Consider the following 15953-nt stretch of genomic DNA (forward strand, 5'->3'; position numbering starts at 1 on the left):
TCAGTATTAATGCTAGTTAATAATTATCACAATTGATAATTACTTTTTGTCTATTATGTAACTATCTCGTCTAATCTATCTTCTTCTTGAGCTCGTTTGATTTCCATTGCAATTCTTCTTCCTACACCAAATGTAGTTCCATACTGATACTTTGTGTAAGGACTAGTTGTTGCAACAATTGGATTTCCTGGAACTCTTAAAGAGACATCATACACAATCAATTCTAAATCTTTTGTAATCACACTTTGCAATGAGAATGGACCGATAATTCCTGGTGCATATTCCCTTTTAGCTGCAGCCACAAATTTGTCTCCCATTTTGATTACTTTTTCTAATAGGGATTCTCTGATGCTTGCTGGAGTGTGACCTACCTCAATATTTTGCAAATCCATGTTGATATCAAGCTGCTGTTGTGCAGGTAATGCATTATAATCGTGAATGTTTGTCTGTAATCTTCTTTCAATTCCAATAAAATCAACTTGGTCTGAAATTGGTGTATGAAAGAAATTAAAATTCATGTATGTTCCAATTGCTAATTCTTCAATACTAGCAATCTCTAAATCTTTTCTTGCAATTATTCCTTGTTTGATTTTTTCTTCAGATTTTTCTTTATAGTCTTTGTAAGATGAAACGGTGAAAAATGCTCTCTCTAGTGGTCTGTTTTTTTCTTGAACCTTTACAATACATGGTTTGTTGATTCTCTTTGGGTCTTTGAATAATTTTGGATATTTGATCCTGGCTTTCTCTAGAAGATAATATTGTCCTTTTTTAGCTGTTCTCTCTTCGGCTTGGAATAATTTTCTATTTCCAAAAATTGGAACTTTGAAAGAATTTTCTAGAGTTTTGTATCCTAGATATACTGTAAGTGAGCGATGAGGAACAATTATTGTATTTGATTCTCTTAACTCCTTTTGATATTTAGCTGAAGCCATATCTTTGAATTTGTTTAATACTATGATATTGTCTGCAATTCTTCCAAATCTTTGGTATGGTCCTTCTCTACCTTTTTGGCAAAATACTGTGGTCTCAAAGTCTTCATCTTTTGCACCGTCCATAATTTCTAGTGCAGAATGGCTTCCAAGAACACCAATTTTTACATCTGAATAATCATTTACAATTTTTTTAATCTCAGAACTCTTTATCATGTAACTCATTGATGGGAGGAGCTAATATAGCTAATTTCTCATTTTTCAGATCGACTAAAACACAAGATATTTCTCAATCTTTTATTCAAGGAATATGTGCTGTATAATTTTGAACTTCAGATGGCTGGAGTAATTTTACTAACTGCTATGGCAATAGGGGGAATCTCCTTGTGGATAAAAAGAAGACGGCAAAGACAGCAACTTGAATCTGCATCAGATGATGAATTTGCAAATATCTAGTGCCTTATTGCATATTATCTCTAATACATAAAATACAGTAATTTTCAATAATAGTTGTTGAGACTAATTGTTGCAATTACTGGCAGTACTGGGGTAATCTATGGAATCAGAATGCTTGAGACATTGAAAAAACTCAATGTTGAAACCCACTTGGTAATTTCTGAATGGGGAGAAAAATGCATTTCAATGGAAACAGAACATTCTGTTGATTATGTAAAATCACTTGCAATAACTGTATCTGATGAAAAAAATATGGCAGCAAGCGTTTCAAGTGGAACTCATAGAATTGATGGAATGATTGTAGCTCCATGCAGTATGAAAACACTGTCTGCTATTGCAAATGGTTATGATGATACTCTAGTTGCAAGAGCAGCTGGTGTAACAATCAAGGAATCTAGAAAATTGGTATTGATGGTTCGTGAAACTCCTTTATCTGCAATTCATTTGGAAAACATGCTAAAACTTGCACGTCTTGGAATTGTAATTTTGCCACCTGTTACTGAATTTTATACAAAACCAAAATCAATAGGTGATATTGTAAATCATGGTGTTGGAAAGTGTCTTGATCAATTTGATTTAGAGCACAATTTATACCCTCGATGGGGTTCTTTCTAAGATACCATTGACAACATTTTCGTTAGAAAAAATAATTTCAGCTAATAGAGATTCTGTATTTGAGATTTTTTCAAATTATGAAAACTATCAAAAGATATTTCCTCAACATTATCCTTCAATTCGAATACGTTCTGTAAGGGATAATGTGGCAGTAGTTGAAGAACATGTCAATTTTGGATCTGAAGAATTTCTTATTATGGCAAAACATGTTTCAAACAAATCTGCATTGCATGAAGTATTTGTCATTGGCGGTGATATCAAAGGAAGTTATTTCAAGCAACAATTCGTTGATCTTCCTCAAGGAACAAAGGTAATTGTAGATGTTCAACTAAAATTTGGAAAACTAAAAATCAAAAAATTATTTGGTGCAAGCAAATATGCTCAATATTATGAAGATATTCTAAATGATTTTGTAAAAATGTGCGAAAACTAGTCTGTTTTTGCTTCTTTATCTTTAAAGTCTTTGAGTTCTTTTTCGCCTTCGATTTTCCCTTTCTCAAATTCACCTTTTGCCTTACCAAAAGTCTTGGCTAGTTCTGGAATCTTTTTTGCTCCAAAAATCAATACTACTGCAATGATTATGATGAAGATCCATTCTTGACCTGCGATAAAGTTGGCTAGATTCAGTCCTAACATTATGCTTCTTATTCACCAAATTTGGATTTAAGTGTTCAACTTTTGGCGCTCTTTACGCTCAATGATGATCATGCCTGCTGTGTACAGTGCTATCATTGGTCCTGCAATAAACCACATTGTAACACCACTTCCATCTGGTGTTATGACTGCTCCAAAAATTACTATTGCAACAATTGCATATCTGATATTTTTTCTCCAAAAATTAGAATCAACCATACCTGAAGCTGAAATTGCATACATTACTAGGGGTAATTGAAATGAAAATCCAAATGCTAACAAAAATTGCAAAACAAATGTTACAAAGTCAATTACATTCAGAAATGTAACTAGTCCTGCTGATTCACCATATCTATACAAAAATTCTAAGATGTATGGAACTACTAAATTATAAGAAAAAACACATCCTGCAGCAAACAAACCTATTGCTGGCAATGAAATACTTCTACTAACATTGATTTCATGTTCTTTTAATGCTGGTTTGATAAATCCTACAAATTCTTTAACTATCATTGGCATTCCAACTACTAATCCAACTAATGCAGCAATGTAGACTTGTGCAAAAAATGCTTGACCTGGTGCAGTTTGAATTAATTGCACATCTTGTGGTACAAGGTTATCTTTCATATGATTAGTAATCTGTGCTGCAATGTTATCCATTGGTTGTGGTGTTGGATAATACAATGTAATCTGACCAAGATGAATTGGTTCTGCATGAAATGTTAGGATGAATGCTGTAATCACTCCGATAACAATTACAACTCGAAGTAGACGCTTTCGCAATTCTTCTAAATGTTGATTAAAACCTTCCAACTCAGACATTGGGTATCTTTGTTTTCTAATCTATATCAATTATGTGGGAATTGGCAATAATTTTGCTTCTGGGAGACCAGCCTCTTTGAGTTGCTCCTGAGTAATTCCTTCAAATTCTAATGAAATAATGGCTTTGGTGTTAAATTTAGTCTCCATCTCTTTTGCCAAATTACCAATCTCTTTACTTGCATAGATTTGCTTTGAATCTTTTAAGAAAATTCGTTCACCTTTCTCCATCTCTTTTCCATCAAACTTTCCTTGCAAGAAACTGGTAATTGCTGGCAATTCTTTTCTGTCTATGTTATTGTGGAAATAACAGATTCCTTTAACTGATTCATAGTCAAATGCAGTTCCATTTCTATACATGAATACTCCAATAAAATGAGCCTCGTCTTCAGGTTCTCTGATGCATTTTATTTCCCAATTCAATAATTTAGATTCATCATAGGAAAATCCATCCATCTCATCTGCTGTAAGTTTCCAATATCGTGATCTTCCTTTAGCCATAATGTAATATTGTAAATTAATCTGATATAAATTCCAATATCTAGGGCTAACCGTCATTTTCAAAGTTATTTCTTTAATATCTGATCAACGTAGTAGTCTCATGGGTGACAGAATTACTGTCGTATTGGATTCTACAAATATCGAAAAATTACGTAGTATTCAAGCCAAAATGATCAAATCTTCACCAAAATCTGTGAGTTTCTCTCATGTGGTGAATATTGTTGTCAGTGAAGGCCTGAAAAAATTCAGAGCATAATAAAGAAACAAAAACTGTTGTCGTATAATCTTACTGCTAGTATGGACTCTCAAAAAAATCCTCTATATCCAGTTCCAATAGATGACTATCCAAAACTATTTGATTATGTTTTAACTGTTGATGGTTTGGTATATTTTCAAACATTAAAACGAAATTACATTTTAGGAAAAGACCTAACTTTAGACGAATATAACAAATTACGACTCTTGTATGTCTACTATGCAACTGCTAACAAGAATCCAAAAGAAGTTTTTGCTTGGCAAGACATTTGCATAAGTCTTGATGATAAAGGGATTTACGAAAAAGAAATGTTCCAATCAAAAGAAGATCTTAAAAATTCAAAATTAATTATTGAAAATCCTCAATACAATTCAGGACTGTATCGAAAATATACAGAATATGTAAAACAGAAAATGAATTCAAAGTAACCGATTCTGGGCTGGGAGATATCTGAACAACACAAGTCCTCAGAATCGGATTACCTGATATAGATTTCAAAATTAGTATAAAAGGACAAGATTTTTCGGAAGATAGATTAACCACGTTTGGAATTTTCATTTCAGATGGCAACTTTTGAAGTTCATGTGACTATAGAAAACAAACCTGGAATTAGTGATCCTGAAGGTGAAACAATTCTAAATGACCTGGTTCTAAAAGGAACTCACAAAACAGTCTCTAAAATCAAAACTGCAAAAATGCTAAAGTTTACTATTCAGGAAAAAGATCAAAAAACTGCCCAGTCAAAAATTCAAGAAATTTGTGATGAATTAAGGATTTACAATCCTATGGTAAGCAAAGTATCTTTTGATATCTTGAAGATTTAGTTTTTCTCTGTTTCTATATTTTCAATTGTACCATTTATGAGAATTTTACTTCGTAAAAATTCTGTTAGATTTGTTTGAGTTATTACTCCGGCTAGATTCCCATCATGTAAAATAATCATACGTCTAATGTTATTGTTCAGCATTTTTTGTACTACATCTTCAATGGCAGTATCTGGTTCAACCCATTTGAATTTCTTTGACATTATCTCTTCTAATTTTACTTGTGAAGCAAGCTTATCTTCTGCAGTAATCTTTCTTACAATATCTCTTTCTGATACAACTCCAGAGGGTTTCCCATCTTGCATGATTACTAGAAAACTGATCTCTTTTTCTTTTAGGATGTTTGATGCATCAAGAACAGTCTTGTCATGTTCAATGGTGATGACATTTTTTTCCATAATGTCTCTAACCTGAGTCATGGCGATCAGGACGTTTTTTCCCATAAAAATTTTTTCTGACTAGATTCAAATTAAATATCGCTCATTGTAATTGAAATTGTGAAGGTTGGGGTTGTAGTTTTTCCTGGTAGTAATTGCGATCGTGATATGTATCATGTTTTAAAAGATGTATTCAAGCTTGACACTGAATACTATTGGCATGAAAAATCCTTGCCAAAAAATATTGATGCGATAGTTTTGCCTGGTGGCTTTTCATATGGAGATAGACTTCGTGCTGGAGTGATTGCTGCTCACAGTCCTATCATCAAAGATGTTCAAAAAATGGCAAAGAAAGGAATTCCGATTCTTGGCGTCTGTAATGGATTTCAAATTTTAGTTGAATCGGGCTTATTGCCAGGTGTTTTGCTCAAAAATGAATCTCTGAATTTTATGTGTGAGTGGACTAATCTTGTGGTTGAAAATAACAATACTCCTTTTTCCAATCAATTTGAGATTGGTCAAAAAATCCCAATTCCAATAGCCAATGGTGAAGGACGGTATTACGTCGATGATGATACACTAAAAAAATTAAAGAAAAAAAATCAAATTGTTTTCCGATATGATGAAGTTGTAAATGGTTCCTCTCATAGAATTGCGGGTGTTTGCAATGAAGATGGTAATGTTGTTGGAATGATGCCTCATCCAGAGCGTGCTGTTGAATCTGAAATTAATCCAATTGATAACAAACCTTCAACTTTGATTTTTGAATCACTACTAGCAAAAATGGGTGTAAGCAATTGAGTTTAGAACCACAAGAACTAGATGAACTAAAATCCAAAATTGGAAGAGATCCTACATCTACTGAATTACAAATAGTTGCAGCAGAATGGTCTGAACACTGTTCCTACAAATCTTCTAAACGTCATCTGAAAATGCTCCCAATGAAGGGACCTCTAGTAATTACTGAAAAAGGATATGATTCAGGTGTCTTAGATGTTGGAGGTGGGTATGTGGTTACAGCTCATATTGAAAGCCATAATCACCCATCAGCTGTTGAACCCTATGGCGGTGCTGCAACTGGCGTTGGTGGGGTAATACGCGATATTTTATCCGCAGGTACAAGACCTATTGCAATTTTTGATGGATTACGATTTGGAGATATTGAAAAAGATCAACAAGCACGATGGCTTTTCAAAAATGCTGTGACTGGAATTGCAGATTATGGAAATTGTTTGGGGATTCCTACCATAGGAGGAGAGGTAGAATTTGATCAATGTTATGAAAATTATGCTCTAGTGGATGTTGCAGCTGTTGGGTTTGGTAAAAAAGAAAATCTAATAAAAAATCATGCAAAAAAAGGTGACGTCGTAGTTCTGATGGGCGGTTCTACAGGTAGAGATGGAATTGGTGGTTCTCAATTTGCCTCTGATTCTTTAGAATCTGAAGACCGTTCTGCCGTTCAAATTCCAGACCCCTTTATTGAAAAACTAATCATTGAAGCAGTTCTTGAAGCACGAAATCAAAAACTCATTCATGCCATGAAAGACTTAGGTGGTGGAGGTTTATCATGTGCCATTTCTGAAACTGCTGATGCATTAGAAGTTGGAATTGAAATGGATGTGTCCAAAGTACATACTAGAGAATCTGATATGCATCCTGACGAAATCATGGTTTCTGAATCACAAGAGAGAATGTTAATTGTTACAACTAAAACAAAATTAAAAAAATTGCAGGATATTTGTAAGAAATTTAGAATTGGATGTTCTGTAATTGGTGTAGTAAAATCCGATAATCAAATGCATGTCAAAAAAGGAAAAAAGACATTTGCAAACCTTCCAACTGATGTAGTTGCAAATGCTACCTTGTTGAATTTACCTTCAAAAAAACCTGCATATCTTGAGAATATTGAAAAAGAAAAGAAATTCAAACCAATTTCCAATTATTCAAAAACTTTGTTAAAATTACTAGGTGCCCCAAATATTGCAAGTAAGATTTGGGTATATGGTCAATATGATCATGAAGTTGGAATTAGAACTGTAGTTAAACCTGGACGAGATGCATCTGTTTTACGATTAGATAACGGAAAATTCCTTTCAGCAAAAATTGATGGAAATCCCAAACAATGTTACCTCAATCCAAGAGAAGGTGCAATTGGATGCTTTGAAGAAGCATGCAGAAATGTTGTATGCACTGGAGCCAAGCCAATTGGAATGTTAGACCATCTTCAATTTGGAAATCCCAAAGACCCTGAAATATTTTGGACATTTCTTGAATCTCTTAAAGGACTCACTGATTTTGCCAAAGACTTCAAAATTCCTTGTGTTGGTGGCAAAGTCAGCCTATACAATGAAACTCCTGTAGGCCCAATCAAACCTACTCCTCTAATTGGAGTTTTAGGATTGATTGACAAAACTCCTCTAATTCCTCAAAAAATCACTGATGGGGATTGTCTCATTTTAGTTGGTGATACAAAAGACGAAATGGGTGGTTCTGAATATTTTGAATACATTCACAAATTTGTTGGTGGTAAATGTCCTGCAGTTGATTTCAAATCATCAAAAAATAATATGAAATCTGTTCTTGACTCAATAAAGAAAAAACTGCTAAAATCTGCTCATGATTGCTCTAAAGGTGGACTTGCAGTTGCAGTATCCGAATTATGTATGACAAATCAAATTGGATGTAAAGTATCATTAGAAAAAATCCCTGGCAAAAAATTAGATGTAGATAGATTATTGTTTTCAGAAAGCCATTCCCGATATCTTTTGACTGTGCAGAAAAAGAATCTCAAAAAACTAGAAGATATTCTAAAGAAAAACAAAACCGCATTCAAACAAATTGGTCAATTTTCAGGCGACTCTATTGTATTTTCTAAAGGAAACAAACCGATCATAGATCTAAGAGTTGATAAGGCACAAAAGACTTGGGTAAATTCGTTAAGGGATTTGGTACTGCATGGATGATAGACCTAAGGAAAACTGTGGTGTAGTTGGAATTTACAGTTTATCTGGAAAAAATGTCATACCTATGGTATTTGATGCATTACGTGCTTTACAACATAGAGGACAAGAAGCTTGGGGTTTTGCTGTTCCAAACAAACCCCCATTTAAGAGAGTAGGACTGGTTTCTCACTCTTCATCAGATTTTAAAAAATTAGCAAAAGAATACGAATCCTCATGTGTAATTGGACATGTGAGATACTCTACTATGGGAACAAGTACTTTAGATAATGCACAGCCTCTTAAGGTCAAAGACCTATGTGTTGCACACAATGGAACAATTGCAAACGCTCAAGAATTATCTAATTTAGTTGGAGGTTGCTCATTTACTCCTCAAAACGCAAGTGATACTTTGGTTGCAGCTGAGCGTCTAGTTTCATTAATTTCTGAAAATGGAGAAATGGGAAAAGCCCTTTCAATTTTGAAAAATGAAATGGCAGGCTCTTATTGTTTTACTTTCATCTCTGATGATCATTCTGTTTATGCTGCTCGTGATCCTAAGGGATTTCGCCCAATGGTTTTAGGACATAAAGAATCTGATAATACTTACATTGTAACTTCTGAATCTTCTGCAGTTACTGCAGTCGGTGCAACATTACAACGAGATGTTGTTCCAGGAGAATTAATCAAACTTAGTCAATCTGGTTTAGAAACTGAAAAATTCTCTGATGATCCTTCACGTGCACATTGTTCTTTTGAATTCACCTACTTTGCACATCCTTCTAGTAATATGGAGGGACATAACATCTACATCTCAAGAAAACGAATTGGAGAATTTATGGCAAGAAAATTCCCTCTCAAAGATGCTGACTTGGTAATTCCTGTACCTGATTCTGCAAGACCTGCAGCATTAGGATATGCCCAGGAACTTGGAATTTCATTTGATGAGGGATTGCTAAAAGATAGATACAGTAAGAAAGGTCCTTTGCGTAGTTTCATTGAACCTCACCAAAGTGATCGAGTAGACATTAATCGTTGGATTATCCCAATTACTGAAATTATCAAAGACAAACATGTTGTGGTGATTGATGATAGTCTTGTTAGGGGAACGAGTTCAAAGGCAATCATCAAAGCCCTACGTAGAGCAGGCGCCAAAAAAATTAGCATGCTAATTACATATCCCCAAATCAATTATCCTTGCTATGCTGGAATTGATTTTCCTTCACAAGAAGAACTTGCAACATATGTCAATGGAAAAACAATGACTCATGATGAAATTACTGAAATGGTTAGACAAAGTATCGGTGTTGACTTTTTGGGATATAATGATGCTGAGAATTTAGCTAATGCAGTTGGCATGCCAAAAGATTCTATGTGTTTTACTTGCTCTTCTGGAAATTATGAATCTCTAGGCATAAAGCCTGATTTTACAAAGCGTGAGCAGGTAAAGGCAACTAACTAGAATCAATTTAGAGATTTGATTAAATATGGTTTGGAGTGATTTTTGTTAATGCAAGCAATTTGGAATGATGTAGTAATTGCTGAAAGTGATGATACTGTTGTAGTTGAGGGTAATCACTATTTTCCAATTGATTCAATCAAAAAAGAATATTTTCAAAAAACAGACTTGACTTCATTTTGTGGTTGGAAAGGAATGGCTAATTACTATTCTGTAACCGTTAATGGTAAAACAAACAAAGATTGTGCATGGTATTATGCAGAACCAAATGATGCTGCCATGAAAATTAAAGGAATGGTTGCATTTTGGAATGGTGTTAAAGTAGAATAATTTTAGTTGGGAATCTTTACTTTGAATTCAAAATGGTCTTCATCTGATACAAATTCACTAGTAGGATATTTTGCATCATTGAACATTTTGAAATAAATCTGTCCGTTTACATAGAGCCAATTATACCCCATGTCACTGTTTGCACACACTAACGTTCTAAATTCTTCCTTATCATCAAAGTAAAGATGATGTCCATTTTGTTTGAACCATCCTAACATGGTATCTGTCATTTCTTCAAATTTTAGCATTGGAGAAAATAACTGCATACAAGAAACTGTTGGTTGGTATTTTTCATTAACCCATTCGTCTAAATCTGATTTTGAAAATCTATTGTAGAGTTTCTTAATTTCTCCTCTCTGAATAATCATATCTTGTCGTTTGAAACACTTATTGAGAACATCGAGGTTATTTACAATAATATTTTCAGCTGCCTTTGATGGAGAGATGTTGTTTTCTTTTGCAATTGCTCTGATGGCATCTGCATGCTCTTTTGTAAAACGTAAACTGATTACTTCGTCTTTGGTCTTGCTTAGCGTTTTACTCATAGTGGTAACTTGTTGGTTTTTTTAATAAATTTACTTGTGTCTTATTTGAAAATCACATCTGTAACTAAAGCTTACAATTAGAACATCCTTTAAATTGCATTGCAGAGCACTCAGGGTATGGGGATAGGCACGGCAATTGAAAAAATTGAGACCAGTAATCGTGGCATTGACATGCTTTTAGAGACCATAAATGAACAACTAGATGAAATTTCTCAGGATCCTCGAATGGAAAATCTGACTGGTGATTTGAAGGATTTGTTTGAATCCTATTTGCTTACTTGGCGAAAAAATAACTCTGAAATTTTGACATTAATTAAATCCGGAGATTCTATTGCCTAACCCGAAAACTTGTAGATATTGCAAAAAGAATTACACTAATCGTGCTAGTGATTTTTGTTCAGTAGATTGTGCTCTTGATTTTATGGTATTGAAAAACTAGTTATTTCTGAGTTGAATTCTCTTGAATTTTAATTGGAATTGTCTTACTTTCTGTCAAAATACTCCATGACCTAAACATTACTCCTTGAACGGTACTGCAGTCTGAAGCACATTTGGACATATCAAATTCATTTTCCGGAAAATTCTTTTTGATATTGGATTTCTTTCTTGAAAACATGTATCCTAACAATTTTCTCAATCCTTTACTTCCTCCATATGCTGTGTTTGGTGTGACAAACCATGACATTTCTAGCCCTTCATATCCTTGAGGAAAAATCTTCTTTTTGAATTCCTTTCCTTCTTCTGAATAATGCCCAATGATTGTAATTTTACCCTTAACCAATTTGTTGACCCATTTAGCATAAGAAGTACAAGATGAACAAAGATCATCATAAATTAAGACTGGGAAGTTCATACCTAAATTACGCAATTCTGATGTATATAGTATTCAGTTTAATTATTAAAATTCGTGCATGTAATTACGGAACATACTCTATTGCCTCCAAACTAGAATAAATTTTTGTAATCCTGTCTGTATTTTTTTGAATGACGTTGAAGTAAAATAATTGATTATTTTAGTTGGTTCATGACTGCTATCAAATCAGTACTAGTTCAAAAATTAGTTGAGCCTAGAAACATCTCCATTCTAGTTTATTTTCGCATAATTTTTGGTGCGATAATGATTTGGGAGGTCTTTAGATATTTTGACCATGATTGGATTGCAGATTATTGGATAGACCCTGTTTTTCATTTTACATATTATGGGTTTGATTGGGTAAAACCCCTTCCTGGAGATTTAATGTATGTTCATTTTATCGTAATGGGTATTGCTGCAGCTTGCATGATGATTGGATTTCAATATAGGATTGCAAGTGTTGCATTTTTTGTTCTCTTTTCTTGGATGTTTCTTGCAGAACAGACTAGGTATCTTAATCACTTTTACTTGGTCTGTTTGGTTAGTTTTGTTTTGATGTTTGTTCCTGCAAATCGTGCATTGTCAGTTGATAGTATATTGAACAAAAAAATACGGACAAATTATGTACCTGGTTGGTCATTGTGGGCCCTTCGTTGCCAAGTTGGAGTTCCATATTTTTTTGGTGGTATAGCAAAAATTAATGAAGATTGGCTTAGAGCTGAGCCGCTAAGATCTTGGTTATCTGAACGTGCAGACACTTTTCCTCTTTTAGGTCAGTATTTTACTGAAGAATGGTTTGTCTATCTTTTTTCCTACGGTTCACTTTTTGTAGATTTGTTTGCTGTTGTCTTTTTGCTATGGAGAAAAACTAGAATTCCAATGTATGTGATTCTTGTATCTTTTCATCTCATTAATTTTCAGCTTTTCAACATTGGTATTTTCCCTTGGTTTATGATCTTTGCAACACTGATATTTTTTGAGCCTGATTGGCCTCAAAAACTAACTCGATTTAAGATTCCACAAAAACCTCCATTTTCAATTAGTTCATTAACAAAAAATCAAAAAATCATTGTAAGCCTATTTTGCATCTTTTTGATTTTCAATTTTGCAATGCCGTTAAGACACTTTGCATATCCTGGAGAAGTCAATTGGACTGAAGAAGGACATAATTTTTCATGGCACATGAAATTACGAGATAAAGATACGATGTATGTGGAGTTTATTGCAGTAGACCCTGTAACTGATGAAGAATGGTATATTGATCCTCATGATGAACTCAGTGATAGACAAGTATCAAAAATGTCTAAACGGCCTGATATGGTTTTACAATATGCACATTTTCTTGCAGACCAATTTAGAAATGATGGTTATCCTGAAATTGAAATTTATGCTGATGTTGAAATTTTACTAAATGATAGACCTCCACAATATTTGATTGATCCTAATGTCGATTTGGCAAAACAACCAATAACAATTGCGCCAAAGTCTTGGATTGTTCCATTGGAAAATCATTCTTAATAATCAGCGTCACTCATTATTCCTGTGAATCAATACACTATCCTAATTGGTATTGGTGTTGGGGCAATTGGAATCATGGCTGTGATCTTTGGCATGGATATTATGAAATTGTCTGTATCAACACAGGATTATGATATCTTTGTGGACCCAATTTTAGACAAACAAAGCCTCTTTGTTATGGGTCGGGTGACAATTCAAAATACTGGTTCCGAACCACTGACAAATGTTCGTGTTAACTTTGGTTCTGGTGATACCTTGGATTTGGGAACTCTCAAAGTAGGACAAAAGATCATTGTTTCTCCTCCCCCTGAAAACCCTATGGAGTTTGTAATGATTAGTGCTGACAATGATGTCTTTGTTAACAAGGCATATCGTGAAATGCCAAAAATGGTTGGTATGATGGGATCCTAGCCCTAGCAGTTAAATTTAATCACGCTCAACAAACTCTGATTGGAATTTCTAACTAGTGGAAAGGTAAAAGATCTCTATAATGCAGATGAGAATACATTACTTTTCAAATTCTCTGATCGTGTATCAGCTTATGATGTAAAATTCAAACAAGATATTCCTAGAAAAGGAGAGATTTTGTGCAAGTTTGCTGAATTTTGGTTCAATGAACTAGATGTTCCAAATCATTTTGTAAAAAGAGAATCAGATAATGAAATTCTAGTTAAAAAAATGAAAATGCTTCCTATAGAATGTGTGGTTCGAGGCTATTTCTATGGTAGTTACATTAGCAGATGGAAGAAAGGTGAGGTTACAATTCCTGAAGGAACTAACACTACTATGGCAGCTAAACTTCCTACTCCGATATTTGACCCTACTACAAAATCTGAACATGATATTCCTATTGACAAATCAAAAGCACTTGAAATGAAACTTGTTACTGAAGAACAATATGACTGGTTAGAAAAAACTTCTATTGAAATTTACAAGAAAATGTTTTCTATAGCTGATTCTGTTGGATTTATTCTGGCTGATTTGAAATTAGAATTTGGAATTTTAGATGGCCAAATCACATTAGGTGATTCAATAGGACCTGATGAGTATCGCTTGTGGCCAAAAGATACTTTTGAAGTTGGAAAAATTCAAGAAGCATACGACAAACAACTACTACGTGACTGGTTGACTGCAAATGGATATCAAAAACAATTTGATGATGCTAGGGATGCAGGACAAGAACCTGTTGCACCCACTATCCCTGATGAAATTGTTTCAAAGATGACGCAACGATATGTTACTGCTTTTGAGAAACTCACTGGTAACTCTCTGTGATTGATTCATTGTTGACTCGAAGCTAACTTTCAACTCGAATTCTATTTTTGAATATTTGTGAATATCTACCTGTTTAGGGTATTTTGGCAACCAAACATCCCAGAGCTCCCCTTTTTTGATATTTTACAAAAAATCTAATACCATTACAATATAATTTCTATCTATACTATATTCATTGTAGTGCTATCAATAATACTAGTTAAACTACAAAATATTTGATAGTGGTTACAATGAATTTAGTAGTGGTATCAATATTCATTAAAACGCTATGAAATTATTGGAAATAAAAAAAAATTGATGCGATTAGACAAAAAAATATGATACGAGGATCTTTTAGATCATACTGAAATGTATTCATTGTATGTCTACTCTGTTAGAAAAACAAATCAAAGTAAATCGTATTGTTACGACAAGCACTGAACATGCAAGAGCAATTGAAGACCCTGCTCGTGCAAAAGTTATGGAGATTCTATATCGACAAGCAATGTCTGCAGACCAAATCGCTACAGCATTAAAAAAGACAGGTTACAAAAAAGCACTAACTACTGTCCGACATCATTTAGAGATTCTCAAAGAATCTGGTCTGATTGAGGTTGTCAAAATTGAAGAATCCCGTGGAGCAATTACAAAATACTATGGTACGTCAACAAAGCTACTTGATTTCGAAACTCCTAAAGATTTTGAATCTCAGTATTCAAAAGTAATAGATAACACATCAGCAAAAATCGAAAAAATCCTCAAAGGATTAACTCCAAAAACATCAAAGACAAAAGGAAAGAAATCACCAGAGTATTCTCAGTATTTGGTTATGGAAATCATGAATCGTGCCATGACAAATGTATTTGAAAATTCGGGCAAAAAATAATCGCTAAACCTAAGTATTCCGTGTAGGGTAATTCCTTCATGGTACGAGTGTTTTACAGCCAGAAGACAGAGGATCTCATCGAAAAGATGACTCTCACACATTGGAGACACCAGGTTCAGAGTGAACTTGGTGAAGAACATCAGAGCATGTCTGATAATTGGAAAATGTGTGCCATTGGTGAACGGATACGTATAGAAGGAAAGGACCTAGAGTCAATCAAGGATCTATCTCCTGAGGCGATCCAATTAGGTTATGATTTCTCAATTGCCATGCAAGAAAAAGACAATCAAAAAGCATTGGAAATCATAACAAAGATTGAACAACTACCCTCTATTTGGCGTGATGAAAAATATGGATGATAAAGCTGTAAAATTATTTTCTGAAAAAAATCTTGTTTTTATTGCAACCGTAATGAAAGATGGTGCTCCACAGGTATCTCCGGTTTGGGCAAATTTTGAAGATGGATATGTTTTGGTAAATACTGCTGAAGGTAGAATTAAACACAAAAATGTTTTACGAGATCCTCGAGTTGCAGTTTCAGTTGTCTCAAAAGATAACCCCTTAGACATGACGACAATACGTGGTGTTGTGGAAGAATTAATTCCTGATTATGAATACAAACATGCTGATAAATTAACACAGCAATACATGGGACGTGAACATTATCCATTCAAACGTGATGATGAAAAAAGAGTTGTACTAAAAATAAAGCCTGACAAAGTTTTTGTTTTACCTGAATTGAAAATGTCAGAGTAGTAA

Annotated in this window: 23 protein-coding genes; 16 read left to right on the forward strand and 7 right to left on the reverse strand. The window is 34.0% G+C overall.

Going from position 1 to position 15953, the window contains the following annotated elements; translation table 11 throughout:
- Positions 1-53 precede the first annotated feature (53 nt).
- Positions 54-1145: a formate--phosphoribosylaminoimidazolecarboxamide ligase family protein gene (locus Q0941_RS06545; protein WP_299292301.1), complete on the reverse strand. Its 1092-nt coding sequence runs from the start codon at positions 1143-1145 to the stop codon at positions 54-56.
- 297 nt (positions 1146-1442) lie between these two features.
- On the opposite strand from Q0941_RS06545, the gene Q0941_RS06550 reads away from it, so the two are divergent.
- Positions 1443-2000, forward strand: a complete 558-nt coding sequence (locus tag Q0941_RS06550; RefSeq protein WP_299292302.1) for a UbiX family flavin prenyltransferase — start codon at positions 1443-1445, stop codon at positions 1998-2000.
- Between the two features lie 7 nt (positions 2001-2007).
- Complete coding sequence (locus Q0941_RS06555; protein ID WP_299292303.1) at positions 2008-2433, forward strand: SRPBCC family protein; 426 nt, start codon at positions 2008-2010, stop codon at positions 2431-2433.
- Here the strand turns inward: Q0941_RS06555 and Q0941_RS06560 are convergent.
- The 3 genes from Q0941_RS06560 to Q0941_RS06570 are packed head-to-tail and all read right to left on the reverse strand — an operon-like array spanning position 2430 to position 3953.
- Positions 2430-2636, reverse strand: coding sequence for a twin-arginine translocase TatA/TatE family subunit (locus Q0941_RS06560; protein ID WP_299292304.1), 207 nt, complete (start codon positions 2634-2636; stop codon positions 2430-2432). The genes Q0941_RS06555 and Q0941_RS06560 overlap by 4 nt on opposite strands.
- A 27-nt stretch (positions 2637-2663) precedes the next feature.
- A complete protein-coding gene (gene tatC, locus Q0941_RS06565) occupies positions 2664-3455 on the reverse strand; it encodes a twin-arginine translocase subunit TatC (protein WP_299292305.1) in 792 nt (263 codons plus the stop codon).
- A gap of 30 nt (positions 3456-3485) precedes the next feature.
- Positions 3486-3953: a hypothetical protein gene (locus Q0941_RS06570; RefSeq protein ID WP_299292306.1), complete on the reverse strand. Its 468-nt coding sequence runs from the start codon at positions 3951-3953 to the stop codon at positions 3486-3488.
- Between the two features lie 100 nt (positions 3954-4053).
- On the opposite strand from Q0941_RS06570, the gene Q0941_RS06575 reads away from it, so the two are divergent.
- The 3 genes from Q0941_RS06575 (at position 4054) to purS (ending at position 5033) form a co-directional block, all read left to right on the forward strand.
- Complete coding sequence (locus Q0941_RS06575) at positions 4054-4209, forward strand: hypothetical protein (RefSeq protein ID WP_299292307.1); 156 nt, start codon at positions 4054-4056, stop codon at positions 4207-4209.
- A gap of 17 nt (positions 4210-4226) precedes the next feature.
- On the forward strand, positions 4227-4637 hold the full coding sequence (locus Q0941_RS06580) for a hypothetical protein (RefSeq protein ID WP_299292308.1): 411 nt from the start codon (positions 4227-4229) through the stop codon (positions 4635-4637).
- A gap of 135 nt (positions 4638-4772) precedes the next feature.
- The gene (gene purS, locus Q0941_RS06585; RefSeq protein ID WP_299292309.1) at positions 4773-5033 is read left to right on the forward strand and encodes a phosphoribosylformylglycinamidine synthase subunit PurS; all 261 of its coding nucleotides are present in this window, start codon (positions 4773-4775) and stop codon (positions 5031-5033) included.
- Here the strand turns inward: purS and Q0941_RS06590 are convergent.
- Positions 5030-5452, reverse strand: a complete 423-nt coding sequence (locus tag Q0941_RS06590; protein ID WP_299292310.1) for a cyclic nucleotide-binding/CBS domain-containing protein — start codon at positions 5450-5452, stop codon at positions 5030-5032. The two genes, purS and Q0941_RS06590, sit on opposite strands and share 4 nt — an antisense overlap.
- 78 nt (positions 5453-5530) lie before the next feature.
- On the opposite strand from Q0941_RS06590, the gene purQ reads away from it, so the two are divergent.
- Genes purQ through Q0941_RS06610 form a run of 4 tightly spaced genes read left to right on the forward strand, consistent with a single transcriptional unit; the run spans position 5531 to position 10138 of the window.
- Positions 5531-6211 (forward strand): phosphoribosylformylglycinamidine synthase subunit PurQ, encoded by a 681-nt coding sequence (gene purQ / locus Q0941_RS06595; RefSeq protein ID WP_299292311.1) that lies wholly within the window; start codon positions 5531-5533, stop codon positions 6209-6211.
- Positions 6208-8373 carry a phosphoribosylformylglycinamidine synthase subunit PurL gene (gene purL, locus Q0941_RS06600; protein ID WP_299292312.1) on the forward strand — a complete coding sequence of 722 codons (2166 nt, stop codon included), beginning with the start codon at positions 6208-6210 and terminating at the stop codon, positions 8371-8373. The genes purQ and purL overlap by 4 nt, the downstream gene beginning before the upstream one ends.
- The gene (locus Q0941_RS06605) at positions 8366-9811 is read left to right on the forward strand and encodes an amidophosphoribosyltransferase (protein WP_299292313.1); all 1446 of its coding nucleotides are present in this window, start codon (positions 8366-8368) and stop codon (positions 9809-9811) included. Before purL ends, Q0941_RS06605 begins: the two co-directional genes overlap by 8 nt.
- 48 nt (positions 9812-9859) lie before the next feature.
- Positions 9860-10138, forward strand: a complete 279-nt coding sequence (locus Q0941_RS06610) for a DUF427 domain-containing protein (protein WP_299292314.1) — start codon at positions 9860-9862, stop codon at positions 10136-10138.
- Between the two features lie 2 nt (positions 10139-10140).
- Here the strand turns inward: Q0941_RS06610 and Q0941_RS06615 are convergent, their stop codons facing one another.
- Positions 10141-10683: a hypothetical protein gene (locus tag Q0941_RS06615; protein WP_299292315.1), complete on the reverse strand. Its 543-nt coding sequence runs from the start codon at positions 10681-10683 to the stop codon at positions 10141-10143.
- Between the two features lie 117 nt (positions 10684-10800).
- On the opposite strand from Q0941_RS06615, the gene Q0941_RS06620 reads away from it, so the two are divergent.
- The gene (locus tag Q0941_RS06620) at positions 10801-11022 is read left to right on the forward strand and encodes a hypothetical protein (protein ID WP_299292316.1); all 222 of its coding nucleotides are present in this window, start codon (positions 10801-10803) and stop codon (positions 11020-11022) included.
- Between the two features lie 100 nt (positions 11023-11122).
- On the opposite strand, the gene Q0941_RS06625 is transcribed toward Q0941_RS06620, so the two are convergent.
- Positions 11123-11536: a hypothetical protein gene (locus Q0941_RS06625; protein ID WP_299292317.1), complete on the reverse strand. Its 414-nt coding sequence runs from the start codon at positions 11534-11536 to the stop codon at positions 11123-11125.
- A 171-nt stretch (positions 11537-11707) separates the two neighbouring features.
- Between Q0941_RS06625 and Q0941_RS06630 the strand changes: the two genes are divergently transcribed.
- The 6 genes from Q0941_RS06630 (at position 11708) to Q0941_RS06655 (ending at position 15950) form a co-directional block, all read left to right on the forward strand.
- Positions 11708-13054 carry an HTTM domain-containing protein gene (locus Q0941_RS06630; RefSeq protein WP_299292318.1) on the forward strand — a complete coding sequence of 449 codons (1347 nt, stop codon included), beginning with the start codon at positions 11708-11710 and terminating at the stop codon, positions 13052-13054.
- A gap of 24 nt (positions 13055-13078) precedes the next feature.
- Positions 13079-13465 carry a hypothetical protein gene (locus tag Q0941_RS06635; RefSeq protein WP_299292319.1) on the forward strand — a complete coding sequence of 129 codons (387 nt, stop codon included), beginning with the start codon at positions 13079-13081 and terminating at the stop codon, positions 13463-13465.
- 39 nt (positions 13466-13504) lie between these two features.
- Positions 13505-14329: a phosphoribosylaminoimidazolesuccinocarboxamide synthase gene (purC, locus tag Q0941_RS06640; RefSeq protein ID WP_299292320.1), complete on the forward strand. Its 825-nt coding sequence runs from the start codon at positions 13505-13507 to the stop codon at positions 14327-14329.
- Positions 14330-14690: 361 nt separating this feature from the next.
- On the forward strand, positions 14691-15194 hold the full coding sequence (locus Q0941_RS06645; RefSeq protein WP_299292321.1) for a winged helix-turn-helix domain-containing protein: 504 nt from the start codon (positions 14691-14693) through the stop codon (positions 15192-15194).
- 146 nt (positions 15195-15340) lie between these two features.
- On the forward strand, positions 15341-15553 hold the full coding sequence (locus Q0941_RS06650) for a hypothetical protein (RefSeq protein WP_299292322.1): 213 nt from the start codon (positions 15341-15343) through the stop codon (positions 15551-15553).
- On the forward strand, positions 15546-15950 hold the full coding sequence (locus Q0941_RS06655; protein ID WP_299292323.1) for a PPOX class F420-dependent oxidoreductase: 405 nt from the start codon (positions 15546-15548) through the stop codon (positions 15948-15950). The genes Q0941_RS06650 and Q0941_RS06655 overlap by 8 nt, the downstream gene beginning before the upstream one ends.
- Positions 15951-15953 lie beyond the last annotated feature (3 nt).

Origin of the sequence: Candidatus Nitrosopumilus sp. (assembly GCF_028278985.1) — an archaeon.
In the GTDB taxonomy this organism is placed as follows: domain Archaea; phylum Thermoproteota; class Nitrososphaeria; order Nitrososphaerales; family Nitrosopumilaceae; genus Nitrosopumilus.

Bases quoted from the DNA above. Each gene is read 5' to 3' on its own strand.
- Q0941_RS06545 (WP_299292301.1), bottom strand. From the start codon at position 1,145: ATGATAAAGAGTTCTGAGATTAAAAAAATTGTAAATGATTATTCAGAT.
- Q0941_RS06560 (WP_299292304.1), bottom strand. From the start codon at position 2,636: ATGTTAGGACTGAATCTAGCCAACTTTATCGCAGGTCAAGAATGGATC.
- tatC (WP_299292305.1), bottom strand. From the start codon at position 3,455: ATGTCTGAGTTGGAAGGTTTTAATCAACATTTAGAAGAATTGCGAAAG.
- Q0941_RS06570 (WP_299292306.1), bottom strand. From the start codon at position 3,953: ATGGCTAAAGGAAGATCACGATATTGGAAACTTACAGCAGATGAGATG.
- Q0941_RS06575 (WP_299292307.1), top strand. From the start codon at position 4,054: ATGGGTGACAGAATTACTGTCGTATTGGATTCTACAAATATCGAAAAA.
- purS (WP_299292309.1), top strand. From the start codon at position 4,773: ATGGCAACTTTTGAAGTTCATGTGACTATAGAAAACAAACCTGGAATT.
- Q0941_RS06590 (WP_299292310.1), bottom strand. From the start codon at position 5,452: ATGACTCAGGTTAGAGACATTATGGAAAAAAATGTCATCACCATTGAA.
- Q0941_RS06605 (WP_299292313.1), top strand. From the start codon at position 8,366: ATGGATGATAGACCTAAGGAAAACTGTGGTGTAGTTGGAATTTACAGT.
- Q0941_RS06610 (WP_299292314.1), top strand. From the start codon at position 9,860: ATGCAAGCAATTTGGAATGATGTAGTAATTGCTGAAAGTGATGATACT.
- Q0941_RS06615 (WP_299292315.1), bottom strand. From the start codon at position 10,683: ATGAGTAAAACGCTAAGCAAGACCAAAGACGAAGTAATCAGTTTACGT.
- Q0941_RS06620 (WP_299292316.1), top strand. From the start codon at position 10,801: ATGGGGATAGGCACGGCAATTGAAAAAATTGAGACCAGTAATCGTGGC.
- Q0941_RS06625 (WP_299292317.1), bottom strand. From the start codon at position 11,536: ATGAACTTCCCAGTCTTAATTTATGATGATCTTTGTTCATCTTGTACT.
- Q0941_RS06630 (WP_299292318.1), top strand. From the start codon at position 11,708: ATGACTGCTATCAAATCAGTACTAGTTCAAAAATTAGTTGAGCCTAGA.
- Q0941_RS06645 (WP_299292321.1), top strand. From the start codon at position 14,691: ATGTCTACTCTGTTAGAAAAACAAATCAAAGTAAATCGTATTGTTACG.
- Q0941_RS06650 (WP_299292322.1), top strand. From the start codon at position 15,341: ATGTCTGATAATTGGAAAATGTGTGCCATTGGTGAACGGATACGTATA.
- Q0941_RS06655 (WP_299292323.1), top strand. From the start codon at position 15,546: ATGGATGATAAAGCTGTAAAATTATTTTCTGAAAAAAATCTTGTTTTT.